Here is a 17176-nt window from a genome sequence, read left to right as displayed (position 1 = left end):
CCGGCTCACGCTCCGCTCAGGAAGAAGGAGGAGGCGACCGCGAGCAGTGCCAGCAGGAAGGATCCGGCGAGCAGTTCGGGGACGCGGAACAGGCGGATCTTGGCCCAGAGGACCTCGGCCGTCGCGAGCAGCGCCCCGAACAGCGCGACCTTGGCCGTGAGCGCCACCAGCGCCAGCGCGAGGCCCGCCGCCGACGCGGTGGTGGCGATGCCCCAGGGGGCGAACAGCGCGGCGAGCAGTCCGAGCAGGACGGTGAGCCGCATCTGGGCCCCGAGTTCGACGAGCGCCAGGTCCCGGCCCGCGTACTCCAGGACCATGGCCTCGTGGACCATCGTCAGCTCCAGGTGGGTGGAGGGGTTGTCCAGGGGCAGCCGTCCGGTCTCGGCGAGCACGGCGACGGCGAGCGCGGCCGCCGCGAGCAGCCCGGCGGGTGAGGCGAGGCGGCTCGGGTCATGGACGACGTCGGCGACGATCGCGGGCAGGTTGGTGGTCCCGGCCGGTGTCGACAGGGCGAACACGGCCATCAGCAGCGTCGGTTCGACCAGGGCGGCGATGGTCATCTCCCGTGAGGCGCCCATGCCTCCGAACGCGGTGCCGGTGTCGAGGCCGGCGAGGGCGAGCGTCACGGTGCCGAGGGCGAGCAGCGCCACCACCAGGATCAGGTCCGCCCGTCCGGCGACCGGGGTGTCGGTCGAGAGCAGGGGGACGAGCGAGCCGACCACGAGGGTGGTCGCCACGAGGAGCGCGGGGGCCGTCCGGAAGGCCGGTCCGGTGCCGACCGGTCTGATCGACTCGCGGCGCAGGAGCTTGCGGATGTCGCGCCAGGGTTGGAGCACCCCGGCGCCCGCCCGGCCTTCGAGCCGGGCCCGCACCTGGCGCATCAGCCCCGCCAGGAGCGGCGCGCCGACGACGACCACGCCCGCCTGGAGGGCGACCGCCACGTGTCCGATCGCGCTCACCAGCCCACCACCAGCACGACGAACAGGGACAGCAGGCCCAGGAAGCCGTATCCGAGGTAGAGGTGGACGCTGCCGCTCGCGAGCCGGCGGGCGGCCCGTCCGGTCCGGGCGAGCGCGTCGAGCACCGGCTCGTACAGCCGGTGTTCGATCCGGTCGGGCACGCTGTTGCGGAAGCGGACCCCCTCCACCAGATAGGCCGACCCGCGCGCGTGCGTCACGGCCACGTCCTGCTCCGGGGCCAGGACGTCGTCGAAGACCCGCTGGAGCGGCTCGGCGAACGAGGTCGCGGTGTACGCCATGCGGGCTGTCGGGGCGCCGCCGCCGCAGTCCCACAGGCGGGCGTTCACCCGGCGCTGCCGGGGGCCGTACAGCCGGGGTGCGGCGGTGACGAGGAGCAGGGCGCCGGTGAGCGCGGCGACCACCCACAGCGGCGAGAGCGTGGTCCCGAGGTCGTGGAGCCGTACGCCCAGGCCGTCGTGCGTCACGGGCGCTTCGATGCGGGGGCCGGCCGCGGCGACCGCCCGGTCGAGGGCGGGGGCGAGGAGTCCGGGCACCAGGGCCAGGCCCGCGCAGGCCACCGCGAGGAGGCCCATGCCGGCGAGCATCAGCGGGGGCGACTCCTGGGCGCGGGCGGCGCCTTTTCCGCGGGGCCTGGCGAAGAAGGCGACGCCGAGGGCCTTCACGAACACGGCCGCGGCGATGCCCGCCGACAGGGCGATGAGGGCGACGGCGAGCGGCAGCACGATCGCCACGTCCACTCCCGGGACCTCCAGGCCGTGGATGAGCGACTGGAGCAGCAGCCATTCGCTGACGAATCCGTTGCCGGGCGGGAGCGCCACGGCGCCGAGCGCGCCCAGCGCGAAGAGTCCGGCGGTCACCGGCATCCGGGCCCGCAGGCCGCCGAGGCGGTCGAGGTTCCGCTCCCCGGTGGCCCGGACGACCGATCCGGCCGCGGTGAACAGCAGGGCCTTGAAGGCGGCGTGGTTCACCAGGTGCAGCAGGGCGGCGGCGAGGGCGAAGGCGGCCAGGGGGCCGTCGCCGGAGGCGGCGAACAGGCCCGCCGCGCCGGCCCCGACGAGGACGAGTCCCAGGTTCTCCGCCGTGGAGCGGGCGAGCAGCCGCTTCAGGTCGGAGGCCATCGCGGCCTGGAGGATCCCGTACGCGGCGGAGAGCCCGCCGACCGCCATCACGCCCAGCCACCACCAGGCGGGTCCTCCGCCCAGCAGGTCGAAGCCGGTGCGGACGATGCCGTAGACGCCGAGGTTGACCATGGCGGCGCTCATCAGCGCCGAGACGGGTCCCGGGGCCTCGGGGTGGGCCCGGGGCAGCCAGGCGTGCAGCGGCACGGCGCCCGCCTTGGAGGCGAAGGCGGCGCCGGTGAGGACGAGCACCGTGCCGCGTACGGCCGGTGACAGTGCGTCGGCGTGCCGCCGGAGCTGTTCGAAGTCCTCTCCCCCGGCGTGCGCGGCGAACAGGGAGAGGCCGGCGAGCAGCAGCACCAGACCGAGGTGGGTCATCACCGCGTACCAGACGCCCGCGGAGCGCACCGCCGCCCGTTCCCGGTGCTCGGTGAGGACGAGCAGGAGGGAGGACAGGGCCATCAGTTCCCACAGGGCGAGGAACGTGGAGACCGAGGCCGCGGCCGGTACCAGGATCAGGGTGAGGGCGAAGAGCGGCAGCACGGCCTGTGCCGTGCGGGAGGCCGGGCCGTGGTCGCCGTGGCCGGACGCGTAGCCGATGCCGTAGACCGCGACCGCGGTCACCACGGCCCCCGCCACCGCCATGAACAGTCCCGACAGGGCGTCGACGGACCACACCGTCCCCGCGAGCGGCAGCAGTCCGGGCAGCCGTACGGACCAGGCGGCGCCGCCCAGCGCCGCCGCCCCGGCCGCGCATCCGGCCGCGCCGACGCCCGCCGCGCACAGCCCCGCCACCGGCAGGCGCGGCCGCGTCGGCAGGACGGCTCCCGTCACCGCGCCGAGACCGCCGAGGCCCGCCGCGGCGCCGAGCCCGGCCGCGACGGCGTTCACCGTCCCGTCACCCGCCTCAGCGCCGCCACGATCTCCGCGGGGGCCGGCGGGCATCCCGGTACGGCGAGGTCGACCGGTACGACGTCGGACACGGAGCCCTCGATCCCGTACCCGCCCGCGAACTCCCCACAGTCGATCGCGCAGTCGCCGACCGCCACGACGACCGGGGGCTCGGGCATCGCCTGGATCGTGCGGCGCAGCGGCTCCGTCATGTTCCGCGTCACGGGCCCGGTCACCAGGGCCACGTCGGCGTGGCGCGGGGAGGCCACGAGCCGGGCCCCGTACCGTTCCGCGTCGTACACCGGGTTGAACGCGGCCGCGATCTCGATCTCGCAGCCGTTGCAGGAGCCCGCGTCCACGCAGCGCACCTGGGCGGAACCGCTCAGGCGCGCCGCCTGCGGCAGGGCCTCGCCCACGGGGGCCGGGGGCGCCGGTTCGGCCACCCGCCCGGTCGTCCGGATCTTGCGCAACAAGCCCATGAGCACCCCTCCCGCGTGGTCACGAGGACCCTTACGAGGCGGCTAACGGAGCTTTCCCCGGCCGGAGTCACGGCACTTTTCTCGCGCTTTGCGTGTTTTGACGAGTCTTTGAGCGGGGCATGGCCGCGCGCAGATCGGCGAGCAGTTCGGCCTGGCCCGCGAGCACGCCGGAGAGGATCGTCCTCGCCACCGCGAGCAGCTCGGCCACCTGCGGATCCGTCAGCGAGTAGAACACGCCCGATCCCTCACGGCGTGCGACGACCAGGTTCGACCGCCGCAGCACGGCGAGCTGCTGGGAGAGGTGCGCGGGCTCGACGCCGATCTCGGCCAGCATCTCCGAGACGCCGTGCTCCCGGACGCTGAGCAGCTCCAGGACCCGGATCCGCACGGGGTGGCCGAGCGTCTTGAAGAACTCCGCCTTCAGTTGGTACAGCGGCGTGCTCACCGTGCGCACCGCCCGCCGACGGGGAAGGCCGCCGCGTCGCCGCGGGATCGCCGCGGCGCCCACGCTGTCCATCGCTTCCATTCAGCACTCTTCGCCATGGGGACCATCCTCGCGCCTTCGCGCCGTCCTGATGGCCACGGGAATCGCCGACAGGGGCGATGAGGAAGCCGATCAGAGGGACCGCACGCCGGGCCATTCGTCGCTGCACCACTCCCGCTGGCCCTGTCCTCCGCCGTGGTGGGCGGTCAGCGCGGCCTCCAGGTCGCAGTGGACGGGGATCTCGGGATGGTCGCCGCCGGGCACGAGGGACCCGTCGGCGGGGATCGCGGCGAGTTCGAGGCCGCGGCCCTCGGCCTCGAGCCGGCGGGCGGCGTCGACGACGGCCAGCTGCCCGCCGGCGGACCAGCCCCGCAGCGCGGTCAGGTCGAGGATGACGGGGCCCGTCCCCCGGGCGAGGACCCACCCCACGGCGCCGTCGAACCGTCCGACCGCGTCCGCGCCCAGGAAGCCGGCCAGGGAGAGCACGCCGAGGCCGGGGTGGGTGGTGTAGCGCCATTCGATGGTCATGTCGTCGCCTTCGTCTTCACAGGGGGAGGGTGGTCCACGGGGCCTCGGCGGATCCGCCCGCGCTCATCGCTGCTCCACCGTGCCCAGGCGGTACCCGGTCACGGTCTGCGGGGTGATGCGCAGCAGGGTGTCGTGCGGCCCGTACGCCCAGCCGGGGAGGGTGCGCAGGTAGTGCGCGGCCTCGACCGGGTCGCCGACCGGTTCGGCGGGTCCGGTCACGGTCACGGTCCAGCCGGTGCCGCCGGGCATCCGGATGTCGTCCGCGTGGTAGGTGAGCCGGGGGCGGCCGGCGGCCACCTCCGGCTGCACGGGGGTGCGGACGATGAGCCGGCCGTACTCGAGGACGTGCACGGCCGGGCGGACGACCGCCTGTTCCCGCTGGATGTGGACCAGTCGTCCGTGGGCGGTTCCTTCGAGGAGCCACAGGGCCTCGGCCCCGGAGACCTCGACCATGCGGCGGGCCGTCGGCAGCGTCATCGTGCGGCCTCCTCGGAGGCGACGGGCCGGTGCCGCGGGGAGGGGGCGGGCAGTATCCCGGCGCCCCTCAGATGCGCGCGGGCGCCGGCGATCGCCTCGGGGGTGGTCGCGTACTCCCGCCCTTCCAGGCGCAGCAGGTCCAGGGCCCCGACGGAGGCGAGGGCCTTCCGCTGGCCCGGCCGTATCCCCGAGGTCATCACCACGATCCCCCGCCGGTTCAGCTTCTCGACGGCGTCCTTGAGCACGAGGGCCCCGGTGGCGTCGATGGTGGTGACGCGGGACATGCGCAGGATGACCACGCGGACGTCGGCGACCTCGGTCAGTTCCAGGAGGAAGCGGTGGGCGGCGGCGAAGAAGAGCGGACCGTCGATGCGGTACGCCACGATGTGCTCGGCGAGCAGCGCCCGCTCCTCCTCGCTGTGCTCGCCGGGCAGGTCGGCGTGGAAGTCGACCTCGGCCAGGCGGGCCTGCTTCGCCACGGCGCGCAGGGCGAGGGCGCCGGCCACGACGAAGCCGATGATCACCGCGTAGACGAGGTCGAGCACGAGGGTGGCGACCGCGGTGAGGACCAGGACGACGGCGTCGGAGCGGGTGGCCTTCGCCATGGCGCGCAGCGAGCCGACCTCGACCATGCGGACCGCGGTGGCGAGCAGGACGCCGGCGAGCGCGGCGAGCGGGATCTTCGAGACCAGGGGGGCGGCGGCGAAGACGATCACGGCGAGGACGGCGGCGTGCGTGAGGGCCGCGAGCCGGGAGGAGGCCCCGGTGCGGACGTTGACCGCCGTACGGGCGATGGCGCCGGTCGCGGGGACGCCGCCGAACAGCGGGGCGGCCAGGTTCGCGAGTCCCTGGCCGAACAGCTCCCGGTCCGGGTCGTGCTGCTGGCCCACGGTCATCCCGTCGGCGACCTGCGCGGAGAGCAGCGACTCCAGGGCGGCGAGTGCCGCGACGGCCACGGCGGGGGCGATCAGGGAGCCCAGCGCGGAGAGGTCGACGAACCCGAGGGAGGGGGCGGGGAGTCCGGCGGGCAGGTCGCCGATCGGGGCCGCCGCGTCGAGGTGGAAGACCTGCGCGACGACCGTGGCGGCGATCACCGCGACGATGGAGAACGGGATCGTGGGCCGCCACCGGGCGCCGGCCAGCATGAGGGCGGCGACGCCCAGGGCGAGCCCGAGGGCCGTCCAGTTCGGGGCCTGGACGAACTCCTCGACGGCGCGCCACGTCACCTCCAGGACCCGCTCGCCCTCGGGCTTGGGGACGCCGAGGGCGGCGGGGACCTGCTGGAGGCCGATGACGAGCGCGATGCCCAGGGTGAATCCCTCCACCACGGAGGCGGGGATGTAGGCCATGTACCGGCCGGCCCGGGCGAGGGCGAGGGCGATCACCATCACGCCGGCGATCAGCCCGACGGTGAGGACGCCGTCGGGGCCGTACTTCGCCACGATCGGGACGAGGACCACGGTCATCGCCCCGGTCGGCCCGGAGACCTGGAGGTTCGAGCCGCCGAAGAGCGCGGCGAGCGCGCCCGCCACCACGGCGGTCGCGAGACCGGCCTCGGCCCCGAGGCCGGAGGAGACGCCGAAGCCGAGCGCGAGCGGCAGCGCCACTATCGCGACGGTCAGCCCCGCCAGCAGATCGCGGCGCGGGTTGCGGGCCATGGCGGCGAAGTCGGCACGCACGGGCAGCAGGGAGCGCACCCTGACCGGCATCCTGCTCACTGCGCCGCGACCTCGGCCTCGCGCAGCTCCTCCAGGAGTTCGTTCTGCCCGGCCAGCATCTCGGTGAGGATGCGCCGCGCCGCCTGCATGAGGTCGGCGACGTCACCGCCCGCGAGCCGGTAGACCACCGTGGAGCCCTCGCGCGTCGAGGTCACGATCCCCGAGCGCCGGAGCACCGCCAGCTGCTGCGAGAGCGCCGGCGGCTCGACCTCGATCGCGGCGAGCAGGTCCCGCACCGCCTTGGGCCCGTCCTGGAGGAGTTCGAGGACGCGAATGCGCACCGGGTGTCCCAGCATCCGGAAGAACTCGGCCTTGGCCTGGTAGAGCGGAACCGACACGGTCGCGCGTCCTCCTCATCACCCCGTGCGGGCGCGGGGCGTCGATCGGCGCTGTGCCCGCGGCTACCTGCGGGCACAGCGGATCCATCATGTATTGAATTGCCAAATTATGCAATTCATAGAGAGGCGAGACCGCGGTCCCTCGGCCCGGATCAGGCCTTCTTGACCACGCTGGACTTGAGCTGCATGGGCCCGAAGCCGTCCACCTTGCAGTCGATGTCGTGGCCGTCGACGCCGTCGACGAGCCGGATGTTGCGGACCTTGGTGCCGGCCTTGATGCCGGTGGGGCTGCCCTTGACCTTGAGCGTCTTGACGACGGTGACCGTGTCGCCGTCGGCGAGGACGTTGCCGACGGAGTCCTTGACGACCTTCTCGCCGGAGGCGGCGGGCTCACCGGCGGCGTCGGAGGCGGCGGGCCACTCGTGACCGCACTCGGGGCAGACGAGCAGGGCGCCCATCTCGTAGGTGTAGGTGCCGGAGCACTCGGGGCAGGGCGGGAGGTTCTCGTTCATGGGGCGAATTCTAGGTCGGCCCGAGCGGGCATCCTCGCACCGGAGGCTGCCCGCGGGCGCCGATCGTGACAGGTCAGACGGAGATCCCGGCCGGCCGCTCCGCCGTCGGGGCGGTGGCCGCGGGGGCGTCGGCCGGGGCCGCGGCGGCCTCGGGCCGGTGCGGCCGGCGGCGGACCGCGAGGTGGTGGACCGCCGTGAGGAGGGCCAGCCAGACCACGCCGACGACGAGCGCCACGCGCGTGCTCTCGTGGAGGCCGAGCAGGACCATCACCGCGGCCATGAAGAGGAGGGTGACGATCTGGCCGTAGGGCCAGAACGGGGCCGGGAACCTCAGGGAAGCGGCCTCTTCGGCGGACATCGAGCGGCGGGCCTTCAACTGGGTGAGCAGGATCATCACCCAGACGAAGACCGTGGCGAACGTCGCGATGGAGGAGATGATCAGGAAGATCCTGCCCGGGATGAGGGCGTTCGCCAGGACGGCGAGGAGCAGGGCGCCGATCATGACGAGGGTGGTCACCCAGGGCACGCCGTTGCGGGTCGTGCGCCGCATGACGGAGGGGCCGTGCCCGCGCTCGGCGAGGCCGTACATCGTGCGGCCCGCGGCGAAGATGTCGCTGTTGATGGCGGACAGGGCGGCGGTGAGGACCACGACGTTGAGGACGGCGGCCGCGGACTTGAGGCCCACTCCGGCGAAGATCTGCACGAACGGGCTGCCCGAGTCGCTGATCTGCTGCCAGGGGGTGATCGACATGATCACGGCGAGGGTCAGGACGTAGAAGAGGATGATGCGCAGCGGGATGGAGTTCACCGCGCCCGGGATGGTCTTCTCCGGGGACTGCGCCTCGCCGGCCGTGACGCCGATGATCTCGGTGCCGCCGAAGGCGAACATGACGATGGCGAACGAGACGACGAAGCCGTCGACGCCTCCGGCGAAGAAGCCGCCGTTGCTCCACAGGTTGGAGAGGCCGATGTGGGCGTGGCCGCCGCCGAGGCCGAAGGCGATCACCACGATGCCGACGACGATCATCGCGACGATGGCGACGATCTTCACGAGGGACAGCCAGAACTCCAGCTCGCCGAAGACCTTGACGCTGACGAGGTTGAGCGCGCCGACGATGAGGACGGCGGCCAGGACCCAGATCCAGCGCGGGACTCCGGGGAACCAGAAGCCCATGTAGACGCCGATGGCCGTGACGTCGGCGACGGCGACGATGACCATCTCGAAGGCGTACGTCCAGCCGGTGACGAAGCCGGCGAGCGGCCCGAGGTGGCGGTTCGCGTACTCGCCGAAGGAGCCGGCGCAGGGGGACGCCACGGCCATCTCGCCGAGGGACCTCAGGACGAGGAAGACGGCGGCGCCGCCGATCAGATAGGCGAGCAGGACGGCGGGGCCGCCGGCCCGGATGGACTCGGAGGAGCCGTAGAAGAGCCCGGTGCCGATCGCGGAGCCGAGGGCGATGAAGCGGATGTGCCGTGCGCTGAGCCCGCGGCTCAGACCGGCGTTTTCGGTACGCAAACGAGTGTCTCCCTCGTGGGGGCAGGGGGCCGGGGGCCTGGCCCGGGCGGTGTGCCTCGCGGCATCGGCCTGTCGTCCCGGACTCCCGACGGCGAATGCCAGCCTGTATATTCCTGTCTATACAGGTGCGTCAAGAGGTGGTCCGATGACTGAACGCAAACCGGCGCCCGTCACGGCGTCCAGCGCCTCCCCCGCGGTCGCGCGCGCCCTGGACATGCTCGTCTACCTCGCCGGCCGGCCCGGTCTCGTCCAGGCCGCCACACTCGCCCGTGACCTGGGCATTCCGCGCTCGTCGGCGTACCACATCCTCACCGTGCTGACCGAGCGCGGCTTCGTCACGTACGTCCCGTCGGAGCAGGCCTACGGACTCGGCGTGTCCTCCTTCGAGGTGGGCTCGGCCTATCTGCGCCACGAACCCCTCGAGCGGCTCGCCCGGCCGATCCTGCGCACGGTCGCGAGCCGCCTCGGCCAGACCGCGCACCTGGGGATCCTGCACGGCGCGGAGACCGTCTACCTGCTCAAGGAGCGCCCCCCGGCCCGGGCGGGGGACATCGACATCGCACTCGTGACGGATGTCGGCGTGCGCCTGCCGGCCCATCTGACCGCCAACGGCCGCGCCATCCTCGCCCACACCTCGGAGGCGCAGCTGCGGGCGCTGTTCTCCCGGCCCGGCGATCTGACCACCCGCACCGGCCGCGGGCCGCGCTCCCTGCCGGAGCTGACCGGCGAGCTGGCCCGGGAGCGGGAGCGCGGCTGGTCGCAGGAGGTGGAGCTGGTGTCGCAGGGCTTCTGCTCGATGGGGGTGGCGGCGTTCGACCACAACGGGCGGCCGGTCGCCGCGATCAGCACCACCTGGCGCCGCCACCACCCCCGGCACGACACCGAGGAGGTGCGCCAGGCCCTGGCGCAGGGTGCGGCCCGGCTGACCGCGGCGGTCTCGGGACACGCGCCGGCGGGAGCGGGGGCGCGGACCGCGGCCTGAGCTCCCCCTTCGGCCGTCTCAGTGGGTGGCGAACGCGCCTTCCAGGCGGTAGCGGGAGCCCGGGTGGAGCAGGCGCGCGATGCTCACGAGCGCGTCCCGCGACCAGGTGCGGCGCACGATCAGCAGGCACGGCTCGGACGGCCCGATGTCGAGGATCCCGCACTCCTCGGGCGACGGCAGGACCGCCTCCACGATGTGCTCGCCGCGGCCGAGCGGCGCGACCTTCGACAGGAACGTGTACGGCGTCTGCAGCGTGAAGTCCTGCTCCAGATAGCCGGGGGCGAAGGCCGGGTTGACGTAGCGGTCCTCCAGCTGGAGCGGCACCCCGTCCTCGTAGTGCACCACCCGCGAGCGGAAGACCGGCCGCCCGGTGCCGAGACCGAGGTGCGCGCCGGTCCTGTCGTCGGCCTCCTCCTCGCCCAGGGACAGCACGCGGGCCGTGTAGCGGTGGCCGCGCTGCTGCACCTCGTCGGCGATGTTGTGGACCTCCAGGAGCGCGGAGCTGGCCTTGCGCTGGGCGACGAAGCTGCCGACGCCCATGACGCGCCGGATGACGCCCTCGGCGGCGAGCTCGCGCAGGGCGCGGTTGACGGTCATGCGGGACAGGCCGAGGGCGTCGACGAACTGGCTCTCCGAGGGCAGGGCGTCGTCCTCCTGCCAGTGGCCGTTCCTGATCTGCCGCGCGACGAGCTCCTTGACGCGCTGGTACGCGGGAACGGCACCGCCCGCGCCCTGCGCGTACCACCGGGCCAGCTCCGCCGGGTCCACGGCCACGCCGCCCACCGTCCTCGCCATCCGCTCCCCCTGCCTCCTGCCTGCGACGAATCCTAGTGGGAGCGGTGCCGCCGGCGGACGGGCCGCCGGTCCCCCGGAGCCCAGGTGTCTCGGATCCGAGAGATCCGGGCGCCGCCGCTGGTCCCCGCTCCTCCGCTCGCGTGTCATGAAGGCGCACAACGGCTCGATCCCCCCTGAGGAGCACACATGACCAGCCCTTCCCACGAAGCGCCGGGCGTCGTCCGGGCCCCGCGCGGCACCGAACTGAACTGCCTCGGATGGCAGCAGGAAGGCGCCCTGCGGATGCTCATGAACAACCTCGACCCCGAGGTCGCCGAGCACCCCGAGGACCTCGTCGTCTACGGCGGCACCGGGAAGGCCGCCCGCAACCACGAGGCGTACGACGCGATCGTCCGCACCCTCAAGACCCTCAAGGACGACGAGACCCTCCTCGTGCAGTCCGGCAAGCCGGTCGGCGTGATGCGCACGAACGAGTGGGCGCCGCGCGTGCTGCTCGCCAACTCCAACCTGGTGGGCGACTGGGCCAACTGGGAGGAGTTCCGCAGGCTGGAGGCCGAGGGCCTCACCATGTACGGCCAGATGACGGCCGGTTCGTGGATCTACATCGGTTCGCAGGGCATCCTCCAGGGCACGTACGAGACCTTCGGCGCCGTCGCCCGCAAGAAGTTCGGCGGCACGCTGGCCGGCACGATCACGCTGACCGCCGGCATGGGCGGCATGGGCGGCGCCCAGCCGCTGGCCGTGACGATGAACGACGGCGTCGCGATCTGCGTCGACGTCGACGAGACGCGCATCGACCGCCGCATCGGCACCCGCTACCTGGACGTGAAGGCCGACAGCCTCGACCACGCCCTCGAACTGGCCGTCCAGGCCCGCGACGAGCGCCGCGGCCTGTCCATCGGCGTCGTCGGCAACGCCGCCGAGATCTTCCCGGAGCTCCTGGAGCGCGGCGCCCCGATCGACATCGTCACCGACCAGACCTCCGCCCACGACCCGCTGGCCTACCTGCCCGTCGGCGTCTCGGTCGAGGACTGGCACAAGGAGCGCGAGGCCGACCCGGCCGGCTTCACCGAGCGCTCGCGCAAGTCGATGGCCCTGCACGTCGAGGCCATGGTCGGCTTCCTGGACAAGGGCGCCGAGGTCTTCGACTACGGCAACTCGATCCGCGACGAGGCCCGCAAGGCCGGTTACGACCGGGCCTTCGACTTCCCCGGCTTCGTCCCGGCGCACATCCGCCCGCTGTTCGAGGAGGGCCTCGGCCCGTTCCGCTGGGCCGCGCTGTCCGGCGACCCGGCCGACATCGCCAAGACGGACGCCGCGATCAAGGAGCTGTTCCCCGAGAACGAGCACCTGCACCGCTGGCTGGACATGGCCGGCGAGCGCGTCTCGTTCGAGGGCCTGCCCGCGCGCATCTGCTGGCTCGGCTACGGCGAACGCCACCTGGCCGGCCTGAAGTTCAACGAGATGGTGGCGAACGGCGAGCTGTCCGCGCCCGTCGCCATCGGCCGCGACCACCTCGACTCCGGCTCCGTGGCGTCCCCGTACCGCGAGACCGAGGCCATGCTCGACGGCTCCGACGCCATCGCCGACTGGCCGCTGCTCAACGCCCTGGTGAACACCTCCTCGGGTGCCTCCTGGGTCTCCATCCACCACGGCGGCGGCGTCGGCATGGGCCGCTCCATCCACGCCGGCCAGGTCTGCATCGCCGACGGCACCGAGCTCGCGGCCCGCAAGCTGGAGCGCGTCCTGACGAACGACCCGGGCATGGGTGTCATCCGGCACGTCGACGCCGGATACGAGTACGCCGCCTCGGTCGCCGAGGAGCGCGGCGTGCGCGTCCCGATGACCGAGTCGGGGGACGGCGCGGCGTGAGCACGTTCCAGGAGGCCGCTCCCCCGGTCACCGATGTCCCGTCCCGCCCCTGGTCGGGCCGGGACGACGGGCCCGGCGCGGAGCACCTGCGGTGGCACCACGCCGTCGTGCTCGACCCCGGGGCGACGGAGCCCGGCGACGTCGCGTTCGTCGGCTTCGCGAGCGACGAGGGCGTGCGCCGCAACAAGGGGAGGCAGGGCGCCGCGCAGGGCCCCGACGCCCTGCGGCGGGCCCTCGCCTCGATGGCGCTGCCGAAGCCGCTGCGGGCCCTCGACGCCGGTGACGTCCAGGTCACGGGCGACGCGGACGACGCCCTGGAGGCCGGTCAGGAGCGGCTGGGCCGCGCGGTCGCGCACCTCGTCGACGCGGGCCACCGCGTGGTGGTGCTCGGCGGCGGCCACGAGGTCGCGTTCGGGACGTACGGCGGTCTGGAGCGGACGCGGGCGCTGAACGCCGGCGGGCGGCTCGGGGTGCTGAACCTCGACGCGCACTTCGACCTCCGCGACGAGGTGCGGCCCAGCTCGGGCACGCCGTTCCTGCAGATGGCGCGCAGCGAGGCGCGGCACGGCCGTGACTTCCACTACCGGGTGCTCGGCATCAGCCAGGCCGCCAACACCGAGACCCTGTTCCGCACCGCGGAGTCGCTCGGGGTGCGGTACCTGGCGGACACCGAGTGCGGGCTGCTCGACGTGGCGCGGGTGGACGCGTTCGTCGACGAGTTCCTCGCGAGCTGCGACCTCGTGCACCTGACGATCGACCTGGACGTGCTGCCGGCGGCCGTGGCCCCCGGGGTCAGCGCGCCCGCCGCGTACGGCGTGCCGATGGAGGTCGTCGAGCGGGTCTGCACCCGGGTCGCGCGCAGCGGCAGGCTCGTGGTCGTCGACGTCGCCGAGCTCAACCCGGAGTTCGACGTCGACCAGCGCACGGCGCGGGCCGCCGCCCGTCTGGTGCACCGGACGGTCACCACCTGGGCGTGACGCCCTCCCCCTGAACAGGCCGCCAGGCCGCCCGGCACCCGAGAGCCGCGGCCTGGCGGCCGCGACTGTGGCGTGCCGGGCGGCCTGCCCGGATCCGCTCAGCGGACGTCCGTGAGGGCGACGACCGCGAGGACCCCGTCGACGGTGATGTCGGCGGGGTCCTCGTCGTCCTGGAGCAGGACCGCGTCGAGCCGGCCGAGGCGGACGGATTCCCGGTCCAGGGTCGCGGTGCCGTCGAGGACGACCGCGAGGACGCGGGTGGCGGGGGCGGGGCGCAGCACGGTGGAGCGGCGCTCGATGGACACCTCGGCCTTCGTTTCGGTGCGCCGCGCCATGACGTTGAAGTCGACGATGGGGCCGTCGAGCAGCCGGCAGTCGGTGGCGGCCTCGCCGGAGAAGGCGAGGGGCGCGTAGCGGGTGTCCACGAGGTGCTCCGTGCCGTCGACGGTGAGGGCCATGCCCGGCCCCTCGACGACGGTGATGATCCGGTCGACTCCCTCGAACGTGGAGAAGGGGCCGCTGCTCGCGACGTCGGCGACGCTGATCCGCCACGTGAAGTCGTCGGTGCCGGCGCCCTGGGGGTGTGCCATGACCTCGGTGGTGATGCCGCCGCCGTTCTTCCACGGTGCGGGGGTCCGGTCGCTCGCGCGCAGGATCTGGGGTGCCATGAGGGGTGCTCCTTCGGAAAACGCGATCTCCTCCCCCGCCGCCGAGGGGCAGCGAGGGAGGAGATGCCGTGGGTCGGGCCGGGCTAGCGCTCGGCGGTGTGGCGGGTTTCGAGGGCGGCCTCGGTGAAGACCCGGTATCCGGTCGCCGGGTCGTATCCGTGGATCTCGCGGGTGTCGAGGGCGGCCATGTAGGTCAGGACGTCCTTGCTGACGACCTGTCCGGGGACGAGCACGGGGAAGCCGGGCGGGTACGGGGTGACGAACGTGGCCGAGACCACCGTACGGCCCCGCGCCATGGCGTCGGTGAGGTCGTCGGTGGAGAGGTGCTCGCACTCGGTGTCGTCGTAGGCGAGGAAGAACGCGGAGCGCATGTCGCCCTCGGGGGTGCGCGGGCTCGGCCGGAACGCCGGGTGGAACGCGCTGAAGTCGGGCAGGGCGGCGGAGCCCGCGTCGAGTCCGGTGACGGCGCTGTCGTGTGCGGCCCGGTCGTGCGGGCTCATCTCGCCGATGCGCTCCTCCAGGTCCTCGGCGATGCGGACGAGCACCTCGATCAGATAGGCGACGGAGCTGCGGGTGGTGCCGATGTTCGTCATGAACAGCAGCGTGTTGCGGGTCGTCTTGTTGACCTGGATGCCGTGCCGGTCCATCAGGAGGTCGTGCTTGAACGTGTCCCCGTCGATCCCGGTGAGCCCGATGTGCAGGGTGGCGCGGGTGGGGTCGAGGACGAACTCGTCCTCCTCCCAGGCCTGTTCCATCCGGGCGAGGCCGGTGGTCAGGGGCTGTTCGATGCCGGAGGAGCGGAAGCGGTGCGGGACGAGCTCCGGCGTGGTGAGGATGCGCAGGTAGCGGCTGAGCAGCGGGTGCTGGGCGACCGCGTCGCGGAGCACACCGGCCTGTTCGAGCTGCTTCTGCACGAGGGCGAAGCCCTCGAAGACGGCCTGCCGGCGGCCGAGGTCCATCGAGGCGAGGATCTGGTAGTTGGGCGACGTCGAGGTGTGCGTCATGTACGCCTCGTGGAACACCTCGGCGACCTTGTGGCGGAAGTCCTGGTCGAAGACGTGGACCATGGAGCCCTGGCGCATCGAGGTGAGCGTCTTGTGCGTGGACTGCGTGGCGTAGACGCGGACGCGGACCTGCTCCGGGTCGGGCATCAGGCGGGTGCCGACGAGGGTCTCGTCGTCCGGGTCGTCGCCGAGGCCCGCGCGGTGGGCCGCGTAGGCGTCGGCGTACGCGGGGTCGCGGTAGCGGTCGGTGAGGGTGCGGGCCGCGGCCATGGCGGTGCGCCGGCGGTAGACGGGGTGGAAGCGGGCGAAGGCGAACCAGGCCTCGTCCCACAGGAACGCCAGGTCCGGCTTGAGGGCCAGGCACTCCTCCATCACGCGCGAGGGGTTGTAGACGATCCCGTCGAAGGTGCAGTTGGTGAGCATGAGGAGCTTGACGCGGTGCAGGACGCCCTCGTGCTTGAGCATCAGCAGCTTCCGCTTGATCTCCTCGACCGGCACGGCCCCGTACATGCCGTACTCGTCGAGGGGATAGGCGTCGAGGTAGACGACGTGGGCGCCGGCGAGGACGAGTCCGTAGTGGTGGGACTTGTGGCAGTTGCGGTCCACGAGCACGATGTCGCCGGGGCGTACGAGCGCCTGCACGACGATCTTGTTGGCGGTGGACGTGCCGTTGGTGACGAAGTACGTCCGGCGGGCGCCGAAGGCCTCGGCGGCCAGGTCCTGGGCCTCGCGCAGCGGGCCGGTGGGGGCGAGCAGGGAGTCCAGGCCGCCGGAGGTGGCGGAGGTCTCGGCGAGGAAGATGTTCAGGCCGTAGAAGTCCGCGATCTCCGGGATCCAGGGCGAGTTGAGCACCGAGGCGCCGCGGGAGACGGGCAGGGCGTGGAAGACGCCGGTGGGCTTGCGGCTGTGGGCGCGCAGGGCGGTGAAGAACGGGGCGCGGTGGCGTTCGGCGATGCCGTTCAGGATCGAGAGGTGCAGTTCGAGGAGGCCTTCGCGGGCGTGGAAGACGCGCCGGAAGCGGCGGCCGATGCGGCCCGCGGTGGACTCGACGGCCCGTTCGGACACGAGGTAGAGGTCGAGTTCGGGGCGCAGGGCGAGGAGCCGGTCGCCCAGGGCGTGGATCCGTTCGCCGCCGTCCCCGGGCGTGGCGACGGCGGGGTCGGCGGTCTCGTCGAAGAAGCGCCGGACGACGCTGAGGTCGTGGTGGGAGCGGTCGGTGAACCGGTCGCGGATGACGACGGCCTGGAGGCCGGAGTTGACGAGGGACGTGATGACGGCGTCCTCGAAGCTCGGGGCGACGACGATCTCGTACGCGAACTCGTCGTCGGGGCGGCGCAGTCGGCGCAGTTCGCCGCGCAGCTCCTGTTCCTCGGCGGCGTCCAGGTCGCCGACGACGAGGACCTCGAAGTACGGGGCGGAGGGCGCGGGGAGGGGGTGCGCGGTGTCCGTCGTCTCCTCGGGCCCGGCGCTCGGGCCGGCGGCGCGGTGCCGGTGTCCCGCGAGGGCACGGTACGACTCCTCGGCGCGCTGGGCGAGTTGCCGGTGCTCCCCCCGGTCGTGCAGCCCGCGGAGCTCCTTGAGGGCGGCCGTGCCGGGGAAGGCCCAGCAGTGCTCGATGGGCGTCAGGAGGTCGATGAGTTCCCGGATGCGCGCGGCGGTGTCCGGGCGGCCGGCCGCGCCCTGCGCGGCGAGGCGGTGGGTGAGGTCCGTCAGCGAGCTCCAGGCGTCGGCGCGCAGTTGGCCGACGCTGTTGTGCACCGTGGCGGTCGGCAGGTCATTCACCGGGAAACGGCTCCTTCTGAGGGCTGGGCATGCGCGGCGGGGGCCTGCCGCGCCT

Annotated in this window: 16 protein-coding genes; 3 read left to right on the top strand and 13 right to left on the bottom strand. The window is 73.2% G+C overall.

Annotated elements, in window-relative coordinates; genetic code table 11:
- Positions 1–5: 5 nt before the first annotated feature.
- From ACFYUS_RS13755 to ACFYUS_RS13710, 10 genes are all read right to left on the bottom strand, one after another.
- Positions 6–959, bottom strand: coding sequence for a respiratory chain complex I subunit 1 family protein (locus ACFYUS_RS13755; protein ID WP_388850012.1), 954 nt, complete (start codon positions 957–959; stop codon positions 6–8).
- The gene (locus ACFYUS_RS13750; RefSeq protein WP_388850009.1) at positions 956–2989 is read right to left on the bottom strand and encodes a proton-conducting transporter membrane subunit; all 2034 of its coding nucleotides are present in this window, start codon (positions 2987–2989) and stop codon (positions 956–958) included. Before ACFYUS_RS13750 ends, ACFYUS_RS13755 begins: the two co-directional genes overlap by 4 nt.
- Positions 2986–3468 carry an NADH-quinone oxidoreductase subunit B family protein gene (locus tag ACFYUS_RS13745; protein WP_388850006.1) on the bottom strand — a complete coding sequence of 161 codons (483 nt, stop codon included), beginning with the start codon at positions 3466–3468 and terminating at the stop codon, positions 2986–2988. The genes ACFYUS_RS13750 and ACFYUS_RS13745 overlap by 4 nt, the downstream gene beginning before the upstream one ends.
- A gap of 67 nt (positions 3469–3535) precedes the next feature.
- Positions 3536–3913: an ArsR/SmtB family transcription factor gene (locus ACFYUS_RS13740; protein ID WP_388850600.1), complete on the bottom strand. Its 378-nt coding sequence runs from the start codon at positions 3911–3913 to the stop codon at positions 3536–3538.
- A 171-nt stretch (positions 3914–4084) separates the two neighbouring features.
- Entirely contained in the window at positions 4085–4480 is a 396-nt protein-coding gene (locus tag ACFYUS_RS13735) for an STAS domain-containing protein (RefSeq protein WP_388850003.1), read from the bottom strand.
- Between the two features lie 63 nt (positions 4481–4543).
- A complete protein-coding gene (locus tag ACFYUS_RS13730) occupies positions 4544–4957 on the bottom strand; it encodes a pyridoxamine 5'-phosphate oxidase family protein (protein WP_388850000.1) in 414 nt (137 codons plus the stop codon).
- Positions 4954–6666 carry a SulP family inorganic anion transporter gene (locus ACFYUS_RS13725; RefSeq protein ID WP_388850597.1) on the bottom strand — a complete coding sequence of 571 codons (1713 nt, stop codon included), beginning with the start codon at positions 6664–6666 and terminating at the stop codon, positions 4954–4956. Before ACFYUS_RS13725 ends, ACFYUS_RS13730 begins: the two co-directional genes overlap by 4 nt.
- A gap of 5 nt (positions 6667–6671) precedes the next feature.
- Entirely contained in the window at positions 6672–7013 is a 342-nt protein-coding gene (locus tag ACFYUS_RS13720; protein ID WP_388849997.1) for an ArsR/SmtB family transcription factor, read from the bottom strand.
- Between the two features lie 152 nt (positions 7014–7165).
- Positions 7166–7525 (bottom strand): zinc ribbon domain-containing protein YjdM, encoded by a 360-nt coding sequence (locus ACFYUS_RS13715; RefSeq protein WP_388849994.1) that lies wholly within the window; start codon positions 7523–7525, stop codon positions 7166–7168.
- A gap of 73 nt (positions 7526–7598) precedes the next feature.
- Positions 7599–9041: an amino acid permease gene (locus ACFYUS_RS13710; RefSeq protein ID WP_388849991.1), complete on the bottom strand. Its 1443-nt coding sequence runs from the start codon at positions 9039–9041 to the stop codon at positions 7599–7601.
- A 145-nt stretch (positions 9042–9186) separates the two neighbouring features.
- On the opposite strand from ACFYUS_RS13710, the gene ACFYUS_RS13705 reads away from it, so the two are divergent.
- A complete protein-coding gene (locus ACFYUS_RS13705) occupies positions 9187–10023 on the top strand; it encodes an IclR family transcriptional regulator (protein WP_388849988.1) in 837 nt (278 codons plus the stop codon).
- Positions 10024–10041: 18 nt separating this feature from the next.
- Here the strand turns inward: ACFYUS_RS13705 and hutC are convergent, their stop codons facing one another.
- Positions 10042–10818, bottom strand: coding sequence for a histidine utilization repressor (gene hutC / locus ACFYUS_RS13700; RefSeq protein ID WP_388849985.1), 777 nt, complete (start codon positions 10816–10818; stop codon positions 10042–10044).
- 186 nt (positions 10819–11004) lie between these two features.
- On the opposite strand from hutC, the gene hutU reads away from it, so the two are divergent.
- The gene (gene hutU, locus ACFYUS_RS13695; RefSeq protein WP_388849982.1) at positions 11005–12690 is read left to right on the top strand and encodes a urocanate hydratase; all 1686 of its coding nucleotides are present in this window, start codon (positions 11005–11007) and stop codon (positions 12688–12690) included.
- Positions 12687–13667, top strand: coding sequence for a formimidoylglutamase (gene hutG / locus ACFYUS_RS13690; protein ID WP_388849979.1), 981 nt, complete (start codon positions 12687–12689; stop codon positions 13665–13667). Before hutU ends, hutG begins: the two co-directional genes overlap by 4 nt.
- 98 nt (positions 13668–13765) lie before the next feature.
- Here the strand turns inward: hutG and ACFYUS_RS13685 are convergent, their stop codons facing one another.
- On the bottom strand, positions 13766–14335 hold the full coding sequence (locus ACFYUS_RS13685) for a HutD family protein (protein ID WP_388849976.1): 570 nt from the start codon (positions 14333–14335) through the stop codon (positions 13766–13768).
- 83 nt (positions 14336–14418) lie between these two features.
- The gene (locus ACFYUS_RS13680) at positions 14419–17121 is read right to left on the bottom strand and encodes an aminotransferase class I/II-fold pyridoxal phosphate-dependent enzyme (protein ID WP_388849973.1); all 2703 of its coding nucleotides are present in this window, start codon (positions 17119–17121) and stop codon (positions 14419–14421) included.
- Between the last annotated feature and the right edge of the window lie 55 nt (positions 17122–17176).

It is taken from the genome of Streptomyces sp. NPDC004284, assembly GCF_042874035.1.
GTDB lineage: Bacteria > Actinomycetota > Actinomycetes > Streptomycetales > Streptomycetaceae > Streptomyces.
This window is presented reverse-complemented; position numbering and strand designations above follow the sequence as displayed.

What these genes read in the sequence shown, in the direction of transcription:
- ACFYUS_RS13745 (WP_388850006.1), bottom strand. Translation starts at nt 3,468, where the DNA reads ATGGGCTTGTTGCGCAAGATCCGGACGACCGGGCGGGTGGCCGAACCG.
- ACFYUS_RS13735 (WP_388850003.1), bottom strand. Translation starts at nt 4,480, where the DNA reads ATGACCATCGAATGGCGCTACACCACCCACCCCGGCCTCGGCGTGCTC.
- ACFYUS_RS13730 (WP_388850000.1), bottom strand. Translation starts at nt 4,957, where the DNA reads ATGACGCTGCCGACGGCCCGCCGCATGGTCGAGGTCTCCGGGGCCGAG.
- ACFYUS_RS13725 (WP_388850597.1), bottom strand. Translation starts at nt 6,666, where the DNA reads ATGCCGGTCAGGGTGCGCTCCCTGCTGCCCGTGCGTGCCGACTTCGCC.
- ACFYUS_RS13715 (WP_388849994.1), bottom strand. Translation starts at nt 7,525, where the DNA reads ATGAACGAGAACCTCCCGCCCTGCCCCGAGTGCTCCGGCACCTACACC.
- ACFYUS_RS13705 (WP_388849988.1), top strand. Translation starts at nt 9,187, where the DNA reads ATGACTGAACGCAAACCGGCGCCCGTCACGGCGTCCAGCGCCTCCCCC.
- hutC (WP_388849985.1), bottom strand. Translation starts at nt 10,818, where the DNA reads ATGGCGAGGACGGTGGGCGGCGTGGCCGTGGACCCGGCGGAGCTGGCC.
- hutU (WP_388849982.1), top strand. Translation starts at nt 11,005, where the DNA reads ATGACCAGCCCTTCCCACGAAGCGCCGGGCGTCGTCCGGGCCCCGCGC.
- ACFYUS_RS13685 (WP_388849976.1), bottom strand. Translation starts at nt 14,335, where the DNA reads ATGGCACCCCAGATCCTGCGCGCGAGCGACCGGACCCCCGCACCGTGG.